The sequence below is a fragment of the Paenibacillus radicis (ex Xue et al. 2023) genome, assembly GCF_024722015.1.
Classification (GTDB): Bacteria; Bacillota; Bacilli; order Paenibacillales; family NBRC-103111; genus Paenibacillus_S.
The window spans coordinates 216,081-238,296 of sequence record NZ_JANQBD010000002.1 but is presented as its reverse complement, the minus strand read 5'-3'; the positions used below and the strand labels follow the sequence as shown (position 1 = coordinate 238,296).

The following is a 22,216-nucleotide window of genomic DNA, read 5'->3' as shown; positions in this document are numbered from 1 at the left end:
ACCATTTTTCACTCCCAAAAAGAGTACTTCTAGGTTCCAGTACAGTAAAGGATGTTGTGGTGGCGAGGTACATAGAATTAATTTTAATGGCAGGTTTACGGATAAATAGAGGATAACTTCCCAAGTTAGGCGAAGTATAAAATTGAAATGGAGCGTCTTATTTTCAGAAATGGGTGAAATTAATGATTATTCATGTAAGATTGGCAACTATAAACGATGCGGATGTGCTCTCCAGCTTAAATTTTAAGTTTAATGGGGGAGACAAACGTCCTGTGACGGAGATAGTTGAGAGCTTGAAAAGTTGCAATGAGTTGGTTGCCGTGGCTACCCTATCGGACGAAGTAATTGGTTTTGCCTGTGCTCAAAGCTTCAAATCTTTTTGCTACAAGGATGCTTATGGTGAAATAACTGAAATGTATGTTGAGGAAGCTGCACGAAGGAAGGGCGTTGCTACATCCTTGCTTTCCTTTCTTGAAGAGCAGCTTTCTTTGCGTGGTGTCAAAACAATCAAGGTATTAACAGGCAGTGATAACGAGGCTGCAATTAATACATATGTACGAAGCAACTATATAGTAGATGATGAAGTTATGTTAAATAAGAAGTTGAAATAATTTCATTCATTGTTTTGATTGATCCTCTGATCTTAGTTGAATAACTTTAAGGAGGTACAATAATTGTTTATTCATTGGAATAACATCATATTATTTTTAGGGATTCCCGTTGTACTTATCGTTGGCCTAATAATGTTTAGGAGAAAAAAACATGATGAAAATCGCTGAAAAGTATAAGAAGACGAGGCGGAACTGAAAATTCCGTTATTTAATCTGCAGGCTTCAATGTAAGACAATAGCGGAAGTCGGGATTCCGCTATCTGAGCCGAATGATGAACACTATGCGACAAACAGAGAGAGAACGGAGCGAGGTCTTCCGTTATTTCTCTGTTTGTCGTGCTTTCCATGCCATAGGGGAACGAATACTTCCACTAATGCATGATTCATTCATTATGGGAAGAAGTAGCGCTTCCGTTAATACGCGAAGCATGTGATGGGGAGAGATCTCCGGAATATGGCCAGGGTATTCATAACTATGAATACTGTATTGATGACGCACTCATTTTGGTTAAATTTCCTTTTTCTGTCCCAACTCGACAATAAAAACAACAACTCACTAACTTTTTTTGGTAAAATAGAAAAGGAAGTGAAATCAAGAAGGGACTGGGTCACGGGTCTTAACCATTCGAGAAGCACTGGAAGTTGTTAGTTACGTAGTATACATAGGGGGTGTAATCATTAAGTACATAAAACTACTGGGACTAATTATCAGTGTGATCGTTATTAATATCATAGTCCTCTCACCTGGATTTCTTGGAGTAGAGCTAGGCGGAAGCCCTCTCCATACTGCAATTGGAGTAACTGTATTATTCGTAAGTGTGCTTTCTTTGCTCTATGGAAGCTACGTATGGTTATTTAGACCCCCTGTCGCGCTGCCCCTGAAACAGATCAAAACACAAGAGGATTATACGGAGGCTTTGTCTCAGTACAGGAAAGTAAAAGTGTTGGAGAAGGACATTGCTCTTGCTTTAAAGCAGCTGGAACGAATTGAAAAAAAGAAAGAAACCTTACTAGAGATCCTGAATCAGCGATTTGAGTCCACTGAACTAAGCTACATAAAGTTTATTTCCGTGACCCAAGAGGTAGAAAAGCTATTTTATCTCAATTTAAAAAGCATTCTGAACAGGCTCCTTGTTTTTGATGAATCAGAGTACGAAAGCGTCATCAGTCAAAAGCCAACCCAATTATCACCGAAGATTCTTCAAGAGAGAACTATGGTTTACAACGAGTTTATGGCTTTCATCCAATATTCCCTTGCGACGAACGAAGAAATCTTGTTAAAGCTAGACAAGTTAATATTGGAAATATCCCGCTTGGATAGCTTGGAGCCTGGAGACATTGAAGGAATGCCTTGCATTCAGGAGATCGACTCCTTAATTAAGCAAACCAAATATTACAAACAGTAAGAGGTGCTAGGAATGCCAAAAAAAAGTAAGTTTTTCCTGCTTTCAGGTATCATTGTGATATTCGTATTCGTCATGGTTTATGCAGGGGTAAGTTTAACTTCAAATTTCGGAAAATCCAAAACACAGATTACTTCCGAAGATGCAGCGAAACAACTGAAAAAGTTTTACTCCGATATCTCCGTTGCTACTGAAACACCGGTAAAGGGGCAAATAGACCTTAATCCAATTGATGTTGCCGCCTCCTTGCCTGATATCTCCAAGTTTCCTGTAACCGTGAACAATACGACGGAAAACTTCGTGGAAATTTTCTCCTCTACAGAGAAATCGGGGACCGGTGTTGACGGTTGGTTAGCTGAGACAGCTACTGAATTTAACAAAGCCAATATCATCGTAAATGGAAAACCCGCTTCCGTTAAAATTCGTAATATTGCCTCCGGAACTGCAGCTGATTACATTAAATTCGCTAAATATGTTCCAGACGCCTTTACCCCTTCAAATGAATTGTGGGGAGAAATGGTCAAGGCAAGCGGCGTAAAGACGCAGCTCGTTTCCAAACGTCTTGCCGGTAACGTCCCTGGAATTGTTATAGCAAAGCCGAAATATGATGCTATAGTGGGGAAATATGGTTCGGTGAACGTGAAAACCATCACGGATGCTATTGCCAATAACGAATTTGCCATGGGTTATACCGATCCATTTGCCAGTTCTACAGGGCTGAATTTTCTTGTGACAGCGCTAGGCACGTTCGATAGCTCGAATATATTGAGTGACAAGGCAGTTCAGGGTTTTGAAAAATTTCAATCCAATGTACCGTTTATTGCATCTACAACCATACAAATGCGTGACGCGGCTAAATCCGGAGCTCTTGACGGTTTTGTTCTGGAGTACCAAACCTATGTCAATACGGCCGACTTGAAAACGGGCTTTGTTTTTACCCCCTTCGGTGTAAGGCATGACAGTCCTTTATATGCATTGGGCGATCTTCCACAAAATAAAACGGAAATTCTTGCGAAGTTTTCGGAATTCGTGACGCAGGATAAATATCAGAAGACAGCACAGCAAAAAGGCTTTAACGGTCTTGAAGATTACAAATCCGAGCTCGCGGCAGTCGATGGAAGCCTTCTGTCTTCCGCGCAAAAGGTGTGGAAAGAGAAGAAAGACGGCAGCAAGCCCATTGCGGCGGTTTTTGTAACCGATGTTTCGGGCAGTATGGCAGGTGCGCCTATTAATCGATTGAAGGAGTCTTTGATAAAAGGCCAAAAATATTTAGGCAAAAGCAATAGCATCGGTCTTGTCTCTTATTCAAGTGGGGTGACCATAAAGCTCCCTATAGGGAAATACGATACATCTCAGCAATCCATGTTTGTTGGAGCTGTGAATAGTCTCCAGGCTGGCGGTGGAACGGCTACCTTTGATGCGATTATTGTAGCGTTGAAGATGCTTCAAGATGAAGCGGCTGTCAATCCCGGTGTTAAACCTATCATCTTCGTCCTGAGTGACGGTGAAACAAATGCGGGCCATTCATTAAATGACATTAAAGGGTTGATCGAGACGTTCAAGATTCCTATTTACACGGTCGGCTATAACGCGAACATCAAGGCACTTCAAAGTATTTCAAGCATCAATGAGGCGGCAAGTATTAATGCTGATACAGATGATGTGGTCTACAAGTTGGGTAATTTGTTTAATGTCCAAATGTAATGAAGTCAAAGGAGGATTTACATGTCATTTTCAATGGAAGTGGTAAGTCAGGAAGTCATTAAGGAAGCGATAGAGCAAGAGGTGAAGCCTGTACCTGAGGAGATAGCGAAGCTGAAAGAGGCAGCGGATGCGAATGTTGCCATCATTATGGAATTGGATCTTGATTCACTTGATAAGAAGAAAGAAATATTGAAATCCATCGATACCTACGGCTTAAATACAATGAGAGTGTCCTCGAAAAAAAATACAATGCTCCAGGTTACAGTAGGAAACCTTTCGAAATTAGGTGACGAGGGGGGACCAGTAGCCAAGGGTCTTGCTGAATTGCATACTCAGCTGAAAGATTTGGACCCTAGCGTGGTGGACTTTGCAAAGAGAGGCATTCTGGGGAAATTGTTCAACCCATTGCGTGCGTACTTTCTTAGATATGAAAAAGCGGATGTTGTGATTGCGGATATTGTCGTTTCTTTGGAAAAGGGGAAGTCGACCCTCAAAAATGATAATACTACGCTTGAAATCGAACAACAGGAAGTCAGGGAATTGACTAAAAAGCTTAGAAAAGAAATTCAGTTGGGGATGTTAATGGATGAGTCCATTGAAGCGCAAATAGAAGCAGCAAAATTGCGTAATGAGGACCCTGACAAAATCCGCTTTATCACGGAAGAAGTGTTATTTCCTTTGCGTCAGCGTTTGATGGATATGCAACAAATGTTGGCTGTGAATCAACAGGGCATTATGGCATTCGAGGTTATCATTCGCAACAATAAAGAGCTTATTCGTGGAGTAGACAGGGCGAATACGGTCACTATTTCTGCGCTGAGAATCGCTGTAACTGTGGCAAGCGCACTCTACAACCAAGGAATCGTTCTGAAAAAGATCGACCTTTTGAACCAAACGACGAACGATATTATCGCAGGTACATCAAGGATGTTGAAGGAGCAAGGGGTCGCCATTCAAAAACAGGCCATGCAATCGAGCGTATCGGTGGATACTTTGAAGCAAGCATTTACGGATGTATTGTCGGCTTTCGATTCGATAAGCATGTATAAGCAAGAAGCTCTACCAAAGATGCGTGAAACGATCGATCAGTTCCGGACATTAGCCGACGCTGGCGAAAAGCAGATCCTGCGTTTAGAAAAAGGAAATTTGTTGGGTCTTTAATCATGAAGATGCTGTATGAGGGAATATCAGAAAAGCTTGAGAAATCAAGCTTTTTTATTTTTTTTGAATTATTGTACAAACCATCTCCAAGCCGCGAAACATCACAATATTATTAAATGTCATAATCAAAGTTATTACTTGTCATTACCGTCTGCATGTCTGAAGTAGCTAGTTTAAACAGTATGGAATTGATAACATTATCAATGCAACAATTTACTAATATTCCTTAGCGGCCTAATTATTAAAGAACCAAGAACAGGTGCCGGCAATTTATTAAAGTTATGATGATACAATTTGTATCAATCGACGGAGGGTTAATTCATATGGAAACCGGACTTATTAAAAAAATGAAGAGTAAGCTGGCAGCAAGCTTAGCTGTATTCCTGTTAGCGGCTAACGTGGTGCCATCTGAGATGGGGGCAGTTGATAAAAATGCTGTCAGTCCACCAGCTTCTATATCAAAGGCAGTATACGGGGCAGTATACGGTACCGATGGGAAAGAGATTCCTGTCAAAGCCTCGCTCGCAGGTACGCCCTTGTCATGGAACTTGCTAACCAAATTGAACAATGGTTTTAGTACGATAATGCTTGCTCCCTACGACACTCCGGTCAGTAAGCTCAGCTCGGATGAAAGGTATATGGCCTTTATGACGCTTCCGCTGGACGATGAACAAGCTGCAGGACGGAAACTGTTGTATATCCAGGACCGCCATACAGGAGAATACCTTCGTGTTCGAACCCCGGATAATAGTGGATCGGTCATCCATTTTGACATGACTCCAGATGCTCGTTACTTCGCCTTTAGCTATGCGGATAACGTAATAAGTGCCAAAAGCAAAGTATATTTGTATGATAGAATATCTAATTCTTTGGAGACGGTTAACGGGATTAGCGGAACGAATGAGTTCAGGCTTGAGGAAGGAGATTATGTTTCTATTAGCGCGGATGCTCGTTATATCGTTTTTGATACTGAAGCCGATGGGCTTGTCCCAGATGATACTAACAAGGAACGTGATGTGTATCTATTCGATCGATTAGGGACAGGCAATAAGCTGCAACGAATCAGTATCCCCAAGGAACAAACCTGGAATAATGACAGCTGGGCTCCCACGATCAGCGCTGATGGAACTAAAATAGCCTTTGTCTCCAAAGCCAAGCTGACAGATCTTGAGGATTACATCGGTACGGATAGCTTGTATTTGTATGATCGCAATGCAACTGGAGGGCAAAGGGTTAAAAGAATCACAGAAGGAAACTTCCCTTCGATGAGCGGAGATGGACGATATATAGCTTTTACCACGGATAGAAATGATCTCGTACCCGGGGATAACAACAACAAGGACGATATTTATGTCTACGACAACAAGGAGAATACTTTTAAAAGAGTCTCCTATCGTGCGGACGGATTGGAGCATACGGGAGATAGTGGTAATCCTTTCATAAGCAGGAACGGTGCTTATGTTGCATACGAGGTTAAAACGAATGACACTCGGGATGAAACCGACATCTACGTGACGAATAACCAAGGCCTAACGTCATCAAAAATTGCAGTTTCAAGTACTTCCACAAGATTGTTGTCTCCAAGTAAAAAACCTACAGTTGGAGATACAGGCAATACGGTAACTTTCTTCTCCAACTACTTGGAAAAAATTGGTGGTACCGAGTTCAAGTTCTTTGATTATTTTGTTGCGACGAACGGAACAGCCCCGGTCTGGCCGGCAGGGAGTATGTTAACGGCATCCAATATAGGATCGGAGAAGATCACATTAAGTTGGCCGCAAGCAACGGATCAGGATGGCGTTACGGGATATACTCTTTACAAGAACGGGAATCCAGTTGCTTACATACCTGCAACCCAAGCTACAACCTATACGCTGACGGATCAAAAGAGGGAACCCGATACGGACTATTTGTTCAAAGTCGAGGCTATAGACAGCCGTTACCACAGAAGTATGAATGGCCCCACTTATACCTGGAAGAGCGATGATGGGGAAAATCCGCCACCGACAGGATCTCCTGCGGACATCATGTGGCTGGGTGAGCGGGGGAATAACTACGGCCCCCTTGTACAAGGCAGCCAAATCACCATTTATGTCCAGGGGGCGGCACACCGAGAGGCTAAGGTGGAATGGTCCTTTAAGAAATGGACTGGGGATAGCCAAACGTCCGATTCATCCTCCCTGATTCTAACGGAATCTGCGGCTATCCCGGGCTTTTATACGGGCAACTTTACTCTTGCGCAAAATGCTACCGAGTTGACGGCTTTAAAGCTAACACTTTCGGGTGAGGGTGAAGTGGAGGTGGTTGCGGCTGAAGATTTACCTGTCCCTGTAGGAGGGGGGCTTGGAATAGACTTTAACGGATCGACTTGGGAGGAGCTTAAAGGCTCGGTTTTGAGAATCTATAATCCGGAGAGTGGGGAGCAATCCATTATTCTTGAGAATACCAAACTCGAAACCATTATGGGCTTGTGGCCAAACGATGAGTACGAAATTACACTATTTACGCCGGATTACCGCTATGAGATGGGTAATCTAAACGGAGTTCGCATCCTGCCTGGGAGAATCAGCTCCATTTCACTCCCTGTCTCGCTGCCTGCCCAGGTCAGGGTCAAGGTCTTGGATATGGAAGGCAGGCCGGTGTCGGATGTTCCGGTCACTCTATGGGATGCCAACCATAACCTTTTAGCAATGAGAAGCACTACGGCCGATGGGATGACGGAGGAGCTTGATGGGCTGCTGCGCGATCAGATGATAACGGCTGAATTAGATTTGAAGAAGTTTGATTACGAGCTGGCGCCAGGCACTAATATGAACTTCACGCTCGACCACGGAAATAATGTATGGACGGTTCATCTCATTTCTCCTGATAGAGGGAATCTGAGGTTGACCGTGTTGACCCCTGAGAATAATCCCGTATTTAACGCTTACGTTACAGTCAGTCAAATGTACAAGGGCAGGCCTGTTGTCTTGAAAGCCCGCACCAGCCTGGATGGTAAGGTCAGGTTTGATCAGCTGTTGGCTGGGGAGGCTGTTATAGAAGCATCGGAGTCTTCCTATGGGTACAGCTCTGGTACCATCACGACGCAAGTTAAAAACCAAGAGACCACTTCGATGGATATTCCAGTTAAGCAGCCAGAGAAGGGCGTTATTAACCTGAAAGTATATAAAAAAGCACTCGATACCGAATGGCAGGGGCCGCTCAACATGGCAAACGAAAATTTCCTATCCCGTGTTCAATCCAAATATGGATGGATCAGCACTTACTTTTCCAATGCTGTTACATTGGGAGGAGGTCCGGGAACACCGGTTGATGTTTGCGTGTCGGGCTCAATATACGCTTTTGTGAGCTCCTGCAAGAACGTCATCTTGGATCAAAACTCGAATGCCACCGCGGAGATCCGGCTCGAAGAAAATGGTGCCCGCGTTCAGGGAACCGTCGAAATGAGCCGCAATATTTATTACAGTGCCACCATCTACAGGGTGAAGGAAAACGGGGGCAAGGAATATGCTGCCAGAGCTAATGATGAACAATTTCAATCCCATCCGTTTAATGTAAATGTTCCTGCAGGCGGTACTTACCGGATGGAAGTAATCAAAACGATCAAGGATCAGAGCTTAAGATACCGTTATGAGTATGCGACTATAGACTTTACATTACAGGAGAATCAAATCAAAAATCTGGGTACCCTTACGTTCAGTCCATCCAGCTATTTTACGAATAAATCGGGTAATGCTTTTTCAGCACAGCCATCCCAGGCTATTCCCGGCAGTACAATTTTATTAAGAGCATCTTACCGGAATAATAATGATCAAACAGCATCCAACGCTGCTTTGTTACTCGAGATCCCGGAAGGAATGACACTCGTTTCCGATTCCAATGGAAATAAGGCTGTCACCGGAGGTAAAGGCCCTGCTTCAGTAGAGGGGCACACGCTTCGAGTGCCTGTTGGTGACTTGGCCAAAGGCGACAACGGAACCGTTACGTATAAACTAGCCGTAGCCGCTTCGTTCAACAAAGCCAGTGTATCCGCGGCCGCAAGGATTAAGACTGAATTGGATGCCAATATAGTCGAGGAAACTATTGGTACGATGTACATGGATACATCCAAGGTTACATTGGATGCTCCTGAATGGCTTTCCAACGCCAATATGGAAACCGCATTGAGCGGTTATGCCCCTGCGGGAAGCGCGGTTAGCATTTATGATACCGATGTCCGAATAGGAGGTGCCGTTGCCAATACCTCCGGAATTTGGAAAGCCCTTGTTAGTCTTGCTGACTTGGGAAGTCCCAGTATGCACGCTTTGTGGGCAACTACAACCATGAATAATGTAAATCTGCAATCGGAGAAGGTTTATGTACAATACAACAAGGATGGACCTCAGTTGGCTCGTATGGCCTTCTCCCAAGCACCTGCTCAGAGATGGGTGGCGGTGGAAACCGGGAAGGAAGCCCCGAACTTCTCCTACACGGTAGTTCCGGGAAATCCGTTCCAATACGATTTCGAGTTCACGAATGCGGATCAGGTGGAGAATGTCCGTGTTTATATGGACGGACAAAAGGGGGAACCCATTCCTGCTATGAAGGAAGGCAATCTGTTCCGAGCTATTGTTCCGACTACTCATGATGCGTTAGGTGGTATATATGTTGATTATGATGTGAAGAAGACACAGAGGGTCTATGATGGCAGTCTACCTAATCTGGATCAGATTCGTGCAGCTTTTCCTCCTAAAATGCGGGACTTCGAGGTTATTTCAACGACGCCATTTGAGCTATCCAATGGTAAATATTCAGGGATTGTGAAGCTCAAGTTTCCACAGCTTGGAAATACGATGATAAGTGTTACGTTCACCGTTGATCCTGAATCTAAGTACGTTCCGACTGAGGAGGAAAGAGTACTCGCGGAACATTCCGGTGTGCCGGCTGTGCAGAAAAGCTTCGACATCGCTGAAACGAATGAATCCCTTACTATTACTACGGGGGGATATATGCCTCGGGATCTTCTCGCTGCCCAGCTTCAGTCCAAGGGAGGGAGAGTTATGGCTCAGGCATCAGCAAAACCGGGTGATTGGGGACATACAGCCGAATACTTCATGGAAATTAAGGCGGATGTGGATGGAGTAAAGGAACATATTTCGGGAGTTAAAGAGCAGTATGAAGGCTATAAGGGCTACGCTGAGAAAGTTAACAAGATCATGTACAATGTAGAAGCCGGTGGAATGGATTGCATAGATGAAATGCCAGCAACAGCCAAGCAGGCCGGTAAAGCGTTAGCGGCAGTAGTTATTGGCGAGGTTGCCAAAACGGCTTTGGGAGCATGGACTGGAGCCATGGCACTTTCAGGAGCAGGTGCATTCGTTGCAGGTGCTGCTACAGGGGTTATCGGAGATAAAATTGATAATTACGTAGACCAGCAGATTGATGCCGTTGGTACGGGCTACAATAAGTGTAATGATAATCCGGACAGAAAAAAGAAGAAGGGCCGCATGGTAGCGAATCCCAAGTGGATCTATGATCCGAGTGGTTACGTCTATGAAGCTGTGAAGAGCAACCCCATTGAGGGTGTGACGGCAACAGTTCTGTATCTGGATACGGACAACGGTACGTGGAAGGTATGGAATGCAGAGGAGTATGATCAGATTAATCCTCAATCAACGGATAGCAACGGTAAATATGGTTGGGATGTGCCTCCAGGCAAGTGGAAGGTCATTTGGAATAAAGGAGCATATGAGACCCAAACAAGTGATGAGCTGGATGTACCACCTCCGCATACGGAGGTCAATGCAGGCTTGATTTCCCGGACTCCTCCGGTGGTTTCAAATGTAACGGGAGTGACCTACACAGGCGGGAGCTATGTTGATATTACGTTTTCCAAGTATCTTAAAACATCCGGCCTCACAGAAGGCGCAGTTGTGGTTACCGATGCGAGCAATGCTGTGCTTGAGGGGACGTTTGCTTTTATTAAAAAAGAGGAGAGCGCAAAGGAGCCGGGAGTTATGCTTTCTCGGACGGTCCGCTTTATTCCGAAGACACCTCTCACGGCTGGCAGAGTCTACAACATGAAGCTGGTTCGGAGTTATTTTACCAGCTATGCAAATGCTTCTATGCTGGAGAAGGATGCGGGACCTCATCCGTTCACGGTGAAGGAGCTGGATGCGGCAGGCCCAGTGGTGGAATCCGTTAAGGTAGAAAGCGGAGGCAGGATTGTCCGAATCAAGTTTAATGAGCCTATTCAAATCGCGGCTGATGCAGCCAAGTTCCAATTGAACGGAATAGCCGATACAGTCGGCTCTGCCGTTGCTGTTATGAAACAAGGTACCGTCGAAACCCGTGAACTGTTGTTGACTCTAAGCGATTCCGTCATGGAGGCATCAAGCTTAAAGCTTTTGGAGGGAGCGGTGAAGGATATCGAAGGTAATGGGACAGCTGCCGCTGTCTTCTCATTACAGCCTGATCTTAATCCGAATTTAAACGGGTTGACCGTAAGCAATGGAGCTCTATCTCCTATATTTAATCCGTCTGTAACTTCATACAGCCTGCAGCTTCCTACAGGTACCAAGGAGGTTGCTTTAACGGCAACTGCAATGGATACGAACGCCACATTAAAAATAGGTACGGAATTAGCTGTAAGCGGGTTGAGCAAAATCGTGACCGTACCCGAGGACGGAATCATTACGGTTACGGTAAAGCTTGGCGGTGGAGTATTGGAGAAAACCTATCTCATACAGGTTGGCTATGTTCATAGCGCAGTTAACGATCTTAGAGCTTTATCGGTCAGCACCGGCATATTGACGCCGGAGTTTAACCCCGTAACGACTGAATACAGCGTGTTGGTCACACCTGGTACAACGGAGTTGGGGGTAACAGCAGAGGTGGCTGATACTAAAGCCAAGCTGCAAATTGGCGGAAAGGCTGTCGAAAACGGTGTTGCGAACAAGGTGGCAATACCAAGCGACAGAATCATCCGGGTAGTGGTCGAATCGGAATCGGGCCAGCAGAAATCTTATACAATTCAAGTCTTGTATAGGGATAACAATCCGAATTCCGGCAAATCATCGGGAGCTTCAGGACCTTCTGCCCCAAGTGTGGCAGTCGAGAATATGTTGAACTTAAGTGAGACGGCTGTTAGGGAGAAGATAACGGACTCTAATGGAAGAACTGCCCTAGTGGTGGAAATCCACCAGGCTGCGGTCACTGAAGCTTTAAAGGATGGTAAGAAACAGAAGGAGCTCTACGTTGAGGTAATGGAGCAGGTGGATGAGGTTATCCTTCAATTTCCAATCGAAGTGCTATACCAATTGGAGGATGCTCAAGCGCTACTGTTCATAAAGACGGAACGAATGAATCTGTGGTTGGATGCCTCGGCGCTTCAAATTAGAGGGTTGGCTGAAGGGACAAAGTTCCGTGTTGTAGTTGCCAAGGGGCAGGAAGAGCAGGAGAAAGCAGCCTTCGCAGCAGCGCAACGACAAAATGATGCTTTGCAAAAGATTACAGGGGCGGTAGCTGTTTTTGCGGAAACTGTATACGGCGATCAGCGTACCCTTCTCACGTTGCCAGCAAAAAATGCGCTGAAGGGGCAATTTTCTACAGTGAAGGAAGGGCTTCCTCAGGCGGTATATCATTACGATTCAGCTACCTCGTCATGGAGTTTTGTTCCGAATAAAAAAGAGAGTGGCAATGGGCTGTTATTTGGAATCAGAGCTTCTGGCCTGTATGCCGTATTGAGCTTATCTAGCCGGTTTGTGGATACGGAAGGACATTGGGCCAAGCAGGATATCGATTGGATGGAGCAGCGTCTATTGGTTAATGGAGTCTCGAAAACGGAGTTCAATCCGGAAGGTTCCGTAACTAGAGCTGAATTCGCCGCGATGCTTGTAAGGGCATTGGGTATCCAGGTACCTGTTAACAACCAAACGGATCTGTTCAGCGATGTGGATCGAGGAGCTTGGTACTACGAGGCTGTTGTGGCAGCCGCATCCCAAGGGCTCGTAAATGGCTTAAAGTCTGGAATTTTCTCACCTAACGAGACCATTACGCGCGAGCAGATGGCCGTAATGATCAGCCGGGCTTACTCACTTGCTGGCTTAAGCCGCAACTCGCCTGCCAAGCAAGCTGTATTAGAGGTATTTACGGACAGCAGCCAGATTAAGAGCTGGGCCAAAGCGGATGTAGAAATGGTGCTGCAGGAAGGTTTGATGCAGGGTGTTAAAGACGAGGCCTTCGAGCCTGAAGGTGTTACGACCCGCGCTCAAGCTGTGATTGTGATTGGAAGATTGCTGAAAAAGCACGAAGTTCAGGAAATTCAGAAGAAGCTTTAGCATTTCTCACTCGAAGAATTGACTATAAATTATAAATGGTCCATTCACAAATCAAGTTGGAGATTTTCAATCGGCTTTGATCTTAGGGATAGCTTGCTTTCCTTGAATTGAGAAAGCAGCTGTCGTAGAGGTTCCTCTGCGATGGCTGCTTTTCTATGTAAAAGAAAGTTTAAGTGCTTTGTTTTACAGTACTAAAGTGAAGTGTCCTTTCTAATATAAGTTTACCAAGGGTACCCTATTTATTTCGCAAGACAAGCTGCCTTTAAGATTGAAATGTCTCTTCAGTGAAAAATTTTGGATTTGGACCAGAAAGCTTTTTGAATGAATGAAGAGTGAGTGAGCCGTCTACCTTGCTTAGATTAGAGCTACATAAAGGCTTAAGACCTTTAAATGCTTCCCATGATCAAGGGGGATTTTTATAGGGATAACGGCGATGAGCTCTGGGAGGGTTATACGGAACTGAAAGTTCCGCTATTCCATCTGCCGCCTCCAATCCGGGGCGATAGCGGAAGCAGGAATTCCGTTATGTTGGCTGAATTGGAGCATTTATGCACAAAAACAGAGCAATAACGGAACTGGCTGTTCCCTTATCACTCTGATTTTTGGACTTTTCAAGTGATAGAGGAACAATTACTTCCGTATTGACCTTCACTTCCGTGGATGAAGTACTGGCGTGTTGTTTAAGGTTATGTGCAGATGATCTCTTCACTAAAAGTATAGTGAAGCTAACTGTACATGGAACATTGCTAGAGGAGTTCATGGCTATCAATAACGGCTCGTAGACCGGCTTAGGGGAGTAAGGAAGCGGCGCAAAGCACGAAGTAGAACATAAGAGGGAATGGTATGGGGTGGAGGATCATAAGCGTCCTCCCTGGTCGTCACCTCGGTGATAGCTCGGGTATGCAACCTACCATTGAAGCTTGTGTTCCTCCCGCTGCAAGCCTTCCGTTCAAGGGACACGACTTCAACTCAACAGCGGCGATAATCTCACAACCATCCCTCCAAAGCTCATGAACGTAGATCGTACACCAAGGATGCCGTAACGCATTTTTCTGTTATTGCATATGTGTTTCAAGCAACTTTAGAATGAACTGAAACTTTTACCCATCAATTCCTCCAGTTTGCCTAAAAGGGCTTTATCAGAGAATATTTTTTATTACTTGATAACAAAGAGACAGAGTGGGAAGTAATAGATATTGATACTCGATAGATTTTGTTGAACATTTTTCATGAATATTCCTTGACAGGTATATTCCTTATGGAGTATATTTAATTCAACAACAAGTTGACTATAGTGATGAAGGAGGATGGCTTGATAAGAAGACACTGATTACATGAGGTGAGCATCATGTCAGGTAAGAATCCGGGCATGAATATGACGACGCTGAGCGCTTTGGCCGAACCGAATCGTATGCATATTGTTGAACTCCTGCGCGAAGGTCCCCTGACCGTAGGGGAAATTGCTGACCGGCTGGGACTCCGTCAGCCCCAAGCCTCGAAGCATCTGAAGGTGCTTAGTGACAACGGGATTGTGGATGTTCAGGCCGAAGCCAACCGCCGAATTTACAGATTGAAGTCCGAGCCCTTCCAAGAGCTAGATTCTTGGGTGAAGTCCTTTCGACGCACCATGGAAGAAAGATTTGACAATCTGGACGACTACTTGCGGGAACTGCAAAACAAGAATCATTCATAGGATCATTCAAATTGATGAGGAGGAATTTCAATGTCTGACAACACAATGGTTTCGAGGGTAGAGAATGAACGGGTACTGGTGCTGGAGCGTGTCTTCAACGCACCGCGCGATCTCGTTTTCAAGATGTTTAAAGAGCCTGAGCATCTGAAGCACTGGTGGGGTCCGAGAGGCTGGGAGCTTCCAATTTGCAAGGTCGATTTCCGGGTGGGCGGAGTTTGGCACTTCTGTATGAAGTGTGTCGATGAGAACCAAGGTCAATTTTTCGGTATGGAATCTTGGGGTAAAGCGGTCTATAAGGAAATTGTTGAGCCGGAGAAAATCGTCTTGGTCGACTCCTTCTCGGATTCCGAAGGCAATACGAATGAATCTATGCCTTCGACGGAGGTCACATTGGAATTCATCGATTTGGGCGGCAAAACGAAGCTAGTTAATCGTGCTGAATATGTCTCGGCGGAAGCACTCAAGACGGTCATAGATATGGGCATGATGCAAGGCATCACCGAAACGTGGGATCGACTGGAAGAACGTCTGAACGAGGTCAAGTAAGGAACAAGAGGAATGGCTACCTGGCTTTGATAACCGGCGGTCGTTCCGACAGTAAGCTGTATGGCAGCGGGGAGGCTACCTCGAAGTAAAGCACAGAATACCCGCTTCATTTCGAGGCGACAGTATATTCTTTAATTCAGCCCTCATTCCTTTGGAGTAGAGGGCTTTTTTTGTTGCCCAAATTTTAATAGAGGCAATGCTGCAACCGAATAATGTAAAAATAATTACAAATAGGTCAAACGCACACATTATCTAACGTTAGTTCCCGCCCTATAATTAAATGTAACCCAAGTTGATCAATTATCGGTTTCAGTAATTATGGAAGGAGACTTTGTCGTGTGCGATTTTTATATTTAATAGAGTTAATTAAAGAGGCGAACAGCACGTGAAGGAGGTAAATGCGATTAAGATACATTCATCGCGAGGAGTCGTTGGATCGAAGGGGAAAGGAAGAATCCAATCCTCCTGGCATAGCCTAAGGCGGGACAATTATCTGTAGAGCAAGTGCGTGGGGGTCGAGAATCGAAAGGGGAGGATTTTTCATGATTCGATACGAACATTGGTTTCACAAAAACATAAAGCTTGGTACTGCTGTCTGTTTGATGGCATCACTGTTGACTGCCTGCGGCGGTGACAAAATAGACGGGGGGACAGCGGCGAAAACTGTAGTCAAGGAATTGCCTGCGGAAATCAGTATTCTTACCGAATTTAATACAACTGAGCCACCAGGTGATGATAATCCGGTGTTAAAGGAATTTGAGAAACGCACAAACACGAAGTTGAAGATTACATGGGTATCACCGAATAGTTACGTGGAAAAGCAAAATGCCGTGCTGGCTTCGGGAGAAATGCCGGATCTGATGAAAGTCAGCGATTTAATCAATCCGCTTATGCGTCAGATGGTCGATCAGGGGGCATTTTGGGATTTGACACCTTTTCTGAAGGATTATCCGCACTTGATGGAATATCCGAAGGAAGTATGGGAGAAAACGACAATCAATGGAAAGCATTTCATCATCCCATCGGTACGTCCACTCGAGGGTGGAAACACGCTGCCTTCCATACGCAAGGACTGGTTGGACAAGCTGAATTTGAAAATGCCGGAAACGTTGAATGAATTGTACGAGGTTCTGAAAGCCTTTACACTCAATGATCCGGATGGTGACGGCAAGCCCAACACGCTTGGCTATACGATGAATGAATATAATTTTGTGCAAAATGTGCTGAATGAGAGCAACGGCAAATGGAAGCTGCAGGATGGGAAGATGATCAACACTGAACTCGAACCGGGCACACACGACGCCTTGATCTGGTTGAACAGGTTGTACAAGGAGAAGTTGATACCCGAAGATTTCGCTGCAATGAAGGGTTCGCAAACGGAGGATATGGCAAAGGCAGGGAAGGCAGGATTACATATAGATACCGTGGAAGGCATCTGGCGTTCGACAGCCGAATTGGTTAAAACGAACCAGAAGGCGGATTTCCTTCCTTTGTCTTATTTAAAGGGCCCGTCTGGTAATGTCGCTTTCCAAACTTCGGGTTTTTCCGGGCTTTTCCTGATTCCCAAAAAGGTTCCCGAGGACAAGGTGAAAAAAATTCTCGCGCTGTTGGATTACGGAGCAACGGAGGAAGGGTTTATGTTGGCCTGCTATGGGTTCGAGGGTGTGCACTATAAGGTTCAGGACGGATTTAAAATAACGACTGAGCAAGCGTTGAAGGACAGTGTAGCGCAAAGCTCCTTTGGGAAAATTTTCGAACGGTACGACAAATATTTGTGGGCTTACCGGACGGGAATGCCTAAAGAATTATTCGAACGCAACAAAAAGATTATCGACGAGCGCTTAAAGGTGAGCATTGCGGATCCTTCGATCGGCCTTATTTCGGAAACGAATCAAAAGCTCGGAGCCGATTATTCGAAAAAAATTGCCGATTTTAAAGTAAAAGTGATCATGGGCAGAGAAACAATCGATGCCTGGGATAACTATGTAAAACTGTTGAAGGCAGATGCCAACTATATGAAGATTATTCAGGAATATAACAAAGCATATCAGGACCGTGTTAAAGCGAGCGGTAAATAGAATACCATACGGGAGGAGACAACAATTGTGAAACAACAAGAATGCAAGCTTGAAAAAGAAATTACGAAGCAAGTAAGTCTTGATTACCTGCTTTATTTGCCAACCGGATACGAAGAAGCCAACCGCAAATGGCCGCTCATTCTGTTCCTGCATGGACGTGGTGAGCGAGGCACCGATCTGAACCGTCTACTACAATACGGAATTCCGAAGCTCGTTGAGGAACAAGAGGATTTTCCATTTATCGTGGTATCGCCACAATGTCCCTCATACACAACTTGGGGTTTAGAAAACGATGCTTTACTTGCACTGCTTGATGATGTGTCTGCGCGTTACGCGGTTGATAGAGGGCGGATTTATTTGACGGGAATTAGCATGGGTGGCTTTGGAACGTGGAATTTGGCAGCGGAAGACCCGGATAGATTCGCTGCAATCGCCCCGATTTGTTCCACAGGTCCAACGGAAAAAGTCCATATGCTGAAGGATGTTCCGGTATGGGTGTTTCATGGTGCAAAAGATACAACTGTACCCGTATATCATGCAGAAGAAATGGTTGAGAAGCTGAAAGCATGCGGAGGCAATCCGCGTCTGACGATTTATCCGGAAGCCGACCATGCTGCTTTGACACCCGTTTTCTACAATATGGAGATTTACGATTGGTTCCTGCAGCACAGCAGGAGCCAGCCCCCCTCTGAATAATCATACAATGGAGGACGCTTTTACAACACATGCTGTACAAACGGAAAAGATTCCAATCCATCTTACGTCGAAGAGAGATTAACGTAGTACGAACATTACCATTACCATTTTTTACAGGTAGTGGTATATTTATTTAAGACTATCTGATTTCTTGAAAGACTTTTAAAAGATTGATAAACCCTTTAACTTAAGAGCGACAAAGACGATTTATGGCTCAAAACCGAAATCGGTGCTTGACGAAGTCATCCGTTTTCGTCTCCGTGCCTAGCCTAGCCCTAGACGGTAATGACAGTGTACACAACTTTATTCGAATTTTTTTCGACTCGAAGCCATCGCCTGCTCCCAAAAACCTGCATTTATACAGCCTTTGGCCGGTATACCCGAAGTCTTAATGAATTCATGCAAATGTGCATTTATTTTTTCATTCTTAGCTAAACCGGAGCGTTTTCCATGAAAATTGATGCACTTTTGCAGGTTTGTTCTCTCTACAGCAATTTCGGTAGGAAAATAACTGCGTTTTTGCAGGATTTTGTGAGGACTAGTGGTCGGAGGGGGAGTCAGACAGATACTGCATCGGCTTACCGTAGTCGCCGCCAGCCCTTCGGGCTTTATCTCGGTGAGGGCTTTTGGAATGGCGTAACAACCCACCGAAACGGCATTCGGGTATTGTGCTAAACCGATGTACAGGCAGAATGTGGCAATAGTAATAATGTATCCACATATTCATCAATCTGTTATAAAATGGATGGGTAGCAACATCTTATTCCTGTTAAATTGGGGGGCTTGCGATGCTTGGATTGCCTAAAGGAGAAGTGTTTTTAATTCCTTGGACTGTGGAGTGGGAAAAGGAGTTTTTGTTAGAAAAAGAGAGGATAGAAGAGGTAATAGGAAATAAGATTTTATCTGTCCATCATATTGGCAGTACCTCAATCAAAGATTTAAGTTCAAAGCCCATTATTGATATTGCTATTGTGATTCAGTCATTTCAAGATGGAACAGATTGTGTGGTTCCCCTAGAGAAGCTTAGTTATGCCTATAAAGGACCAGACCTCTTACCAGATAGACATTACTTTAACAAAGGTGAGCCAAGAACACACCAGATACATATGTATCAAAGTGATAATAGATATTTGCTGGAGCAATTAGCATTCAGAGATTATTTAAGAATTAACGATGAGGCAAGGGTTCAATACGAAAACCTTAAACAGGAGTTATCATTGGTAAATAGCAAAAATAAGCATAAATATGCAAATGATAAAACGGAATTTGTGAGATACATTTTAGATAAAATAAAGCTCCAAAGTAATTAGGGGTGCTGTAAAATGTAAGTGCTTTAGACGATTTCATTCTATTTGGTGGGTATTATTGGCGGGACAGGATCTGAAAGTAAGGAAATGGAGGTGCAGCAAACGTTGCGGACAAAAGTGATGCTAGCATTAATAATCACCTGTTTTTTGTGTATGAGTGGTGAATGGAAGATAAGCGCTGCTTATGCGGAATCTACCGTCTTAGCGCTTCCTCATCCAGGTGAGAATACGATTACTTTGCTGGAAGATACTGATTTGTATGATGATCAACGTAAAAAGGTCGGGATGTTGGGCCCACAGACGGTGAAAATTCTGAAGACGGGAGAGGTTCGCTGGGGACATGGCCAAGGATATTTGGTGCCGATTTACTTAATCTCCACATGGCTAGGCGATCTATCTATTGTGCCAAACAAGGCCTTACGGGGAAATCCGCAGCCGCTCGTGACTAAACTCGATCTTGGCCGGATTGAAACGCTATATAACGATCCGTTACTTTCAGAGCCGTCCGGTGGAAAATTAGCGCCTCAGATTGTAACGACAAAAGCAAAGTGGGATTCCCATTATTTGATCGAAACGAAGTCCGGAGACAAATGGATTCGGCCTACATTTCCTTTTTTGGATGGGGTAAAGGAAGTTCATAAGGAAGTGGAATTGTCGAATCTCACGCCACTGATGCGATATCCGGACGGCTTGGAAACAGGCTCAAGTCTATCTGCGCAAACCGTGGTGGTCAAAGAAGAATGGCAAAACTGGTATCGAATTGATTCTTGGCTAGGGACGGTTTGGTTTAAGTTATACAAAGCTGATACGGTGGATAATCAACGAGGAAACCATGATTAAAGGGATCATTTTTGATATGGATGGCGTCATTATCGATTCTCACTCGGTTGCTTATCAGCTTTTATGTGAGACAGCAAATACATTTGGTTGCAACTTAACCATTGAAGAGATCAAGACCTGGGGAAGTCTAAGTTCTACGCAATTTTGGACAAAGGTGAAAGAACAATTTATCCTGCCACATGAGATTTCTTTATTGATCAAGAGCTACAATCAAGACAGGGAAATTGAACTCTACAAATTTATGGAACCTGTTCCAGGAGTAAAAGAATTTCTATATGACATCAAAAGAAATCAAGTAAAGACTGCTTTAGCCACCAGCGCTTCTAAAAAAAGAATGGATGCTGTGATTAACCTGTTTGGGCTCCATACACTTTTTGATGTAATCGTCTGTGACGAAGATGTAGTAGCTTCCAAACCAGACCCGCAGATATTCCTGTTGGCGAGCGAAAAGCTTGCTGTTGAACCTGTCGAATGTTTGGTAATTGAAGACTCAGAAAATGGGAAAATTGCCGCTAAGAAAGCTAATATGAAGTGTCTTGGATTTAAGGGTTTAAGTCATGTGAAGGAAAATATGGACGGTTCTGACCTATTATTTTTTAGTTTCAATGAACTCAATATAAAGGAATTACAGAAACGATTTTAATCCTCGGTAGTTCTTTAACGGAAATTAAAGTGGAAGAGCTTGCTTCCGGCACAGAGCGCGGTAGTACTGAATCGGATGCTGTTAAAATGCACCCTTAGAATAGACATTGGAATAACCTTTGGGTTAAGGAGGGGGACGGAAAATGAAAATAACTAAGCTCATTGGGTTATCAGCTTCAGTTGGTTCGATGATCCTTTGGTTTATATTTACTTTTTACAATCCATACACTCATGAACGTGTTGAAAATGACGTACTAATTAATACATTATTTACACTTTTTGCTCCAGCATGTGTGGCGCTGTTTGGGTCCGTCATCAAAAATCCTTCCCTGATGTTTATTGCATTTGTCTGGTCACTTCCTATAAGCCTCTATACCGCCATGACTCCGAGTATTTTTAATTTGTTTGGAATGACTTCAGTTTTGTACCTTGTATCAGGTATTTTGTTCATTCGGGATAAAAGCCTTCGAAATAAGGGGCTGTAGTCAAGGTTGGATTGAAAACGCTTACTGCGATTGCCTGTCGCGAGTATTAATTTTGAAATAAGAGGAGAATTTTTGAATGACAATAAGGGTCCGGGTTGCATGTATCGCATTAAAAGATGAGAAAATTGTTCTTATGGAAAAATTAATTCCTAGTTACTTCAATTTCAAACAATTAACACCCCCAGGAGGTGGCGTTGAATTACATGAGACTTTGGAGGAAGCCTGTATTAGAGAAATGGACGAAGAAACCGGATTAACCATTGAAAATCCGATTTTAAAAGGTGTAGTTTCGTATATTAATCATGGGAATAACGGTCATTCGGTAACATTCTTCTATTCGTCAGATCATGTCCAAGGTACACTAATAACAAAAGAGCCTGAAAAACATATCCCTCGATGGGTTGAATTAAATAGCTTAAGTGATAATGAGTTGGTACCAAATTACTATAAAGAGTTCATACAGATAATTTTAATCGATCAAAAGTTTCTAAATGCAAGGCTTGAATGGAATAAACCAGATTCAATTGAAAAATTTACGGTGACTATTATTCCTTAGATTTTTTCTATTCGTGAAGCTGCTCCCTAAATGAGTTTTCCCCCCACTCAGGGAAGCGTCATTTAGTTATCAGCAAGTAAATATGTTAAATAAAGGAATTCAATCTTATAATGAATTATGATGTTGAATTGAAAATGTGCTAGGACAATCTACTTTGAAGAAATTGAATAGATGAG

15 protein-coding genes are annotated in these 22,216 nt (G+C 43.9%); all 15 read left to right on the top strand.

The genetic code is table 11. From position 1 onward, the window contains the following. Positions 1–182: 182 nt before the first annotated feature. On the top strand, positions 183–611 hold the full coding sequence (locus tag NV381_RS03720) for a GNAT family N-acetyltransferase (protein ID WP_258211925.1): 429 nt from the start codon (positions 183–185) through the stop codon (positions 609–611). A gap of 63 nt (positions 612–674) precedes the next feature. Beyond that, positions 675–779 carry an LPXTG cell wall anchor domain-containing protein gene (locus tag NV381_RS38355; protein WP_419182239.1) on the top strand — a complete coding sequence of 35 codons (105 nt, stop codon included), beginning with the start codon at positions 675–677 and terminating at the stop codon, positions 777–779. Positions 780–1,324: 545 nt separating this feature from the next. Then, a complete protein-coding gene (locus NV381_RS03715; RefSeq protein ID WP_258211924.1) occupies positions 1,325–2,017 on the top strand; it encodes a hypothetical protein in 693 nt (230 codons plus the stop codon). A 12-nt stretch (positions 2,018–2,029) separates the two neighbouring features. Continuing rightward, a complete protein-coding gene (locus NV381_RS03710) occupies positions 2,030–3,718 on the top strand; it encodes a vWA domain-containing protein (protein WP_258211923.1) in 1,689 nt (562 codons plus the stop codon). A 21-nt stretch (positions 3,719–3,739) separates the two neighbouring features. Continuing rightward, complete coding sequence (locus NV381_RS03705) at positions 3,740–4,879, top strand: toxic anion resistance protein (protein ID WP_258211922.1); 1,140 nt, start codon at positions 3,740–3,742, stop codon at positions 4,877–4,879. 323 nt (positions 4,880–5,202) lie between these two features. Continuing rightward, entirely contained in the window at positions 5,203–13,197 is a 7,995-nt protein-coding gene (locus tag NV381_RS03700; protein WP_258211921.1) for an S-layer homology domain-containing protein, read from the top strand. Positions 13,198–14,545: 1,348 nt separating this feature from the next. Further along, positions 14,546–14,890, top strand: coding sequence for an ArsR/SmtB family transcription factor (locus NV381_RS03695; protein WP_258211920.1), 345 nt, complete (start codon positions 14,546–14,548; stop codon positions 14,888–14,890). A gap of 30 nt (positions 14,891–14,920) precedes the next feature. Then, positions 14,921–15,436 carry an SRPBCC domain-containing protein gene (locus tag NV381_RS03690; RefSeq protein ID WP_258211919.1) on the top strand — a complete coding sequence of 172 codons (516 nt, stop codon included), beginning with the start codon at positions 14,921–14,923 and terminating at the stop codon, positions 15,434–15,436. Between the two features lie 542 nt (positions 15,437–15,978). After that, on the top strand, positions 15,979–17,514 hold the full coding sequence (locus tag NV381_RS03685; protein WP_258211918.1) for an extracellular solute-binding protein: 1,536 nt from the start codon (positions 15,979–15,981) through the stop codon (positions 17,512–17,514). Between the two features lie 27 nt (positions 17,515–17,541). After that, on the top strand, positions 17,542–18,210 hold the full coding sequence (locus tag NV381_RS03680) for an alpha/beta fold hydrolase (RefSeq protein WP_258211917.1): 669 nt from the start codon (positions 17,542–17,544) through the stop codon (positions 18,208–18,210). 788 nt (positions 18,211–18,998) lie between these two features. Then, positions 18,999–19,520 (top strand): GrpB family protein, encoded by a 522-nt coding sequence (locus NV381_RS03675; protein WP_258211916.1) that lies wholly within the window; start codon positions 18,999–19,001, stop codon positions 19,518–19,520. 102 nt (positions 19,521–19,622) lie between these two features. Beyond that, positions 19,623–20,357, top strand: a complete 735-nt coding sequence (locus NV381_RS03670) for a hypothetical protein (RefSeq protein WP_258211915.1) — start codon at positions 19,623–19,625, stop codon at positions 20,355–20,357. Next, a complete protein-coding gene (locus tag NV381_RS03665) occupies positions 20,350–21,000 on the top strand; it encodes an HAD family hydrolase (protein WP_258211914.1) in 651 nt (216 codons plus the stop codon). Before NV381_RS03670 ends, NV381_RS03665 begins: the two co-directional genes overlap by 8 nt. Positions 21,001–21,142: 142 nt before the next feature. Beyond that, positions 21,143–21,484 (top strand): hypothetical protein, encoded by a 342-nt coding sequence (locus NV381_RS03660; RefSeq protein WP_258211913.1) that lies wholly within the window; start codon positions 21,143–21,145, stop codon positions 21,482–21,484. Between the two features lie 76 nt (positions 21,485–21,560). Next, positions 21,561–22,040, top strand: coding sequence for an NUDIX domain-containing protein (locus tag NV381_RS03655; protein WP_258211912.1), 480 nt, complete (start codon positions 21,561–21,563; stop codon positions 22,038–22,040). The last annotated feature ends 176 nt before the right edge of the window (positions 22,041–22,216 follow it).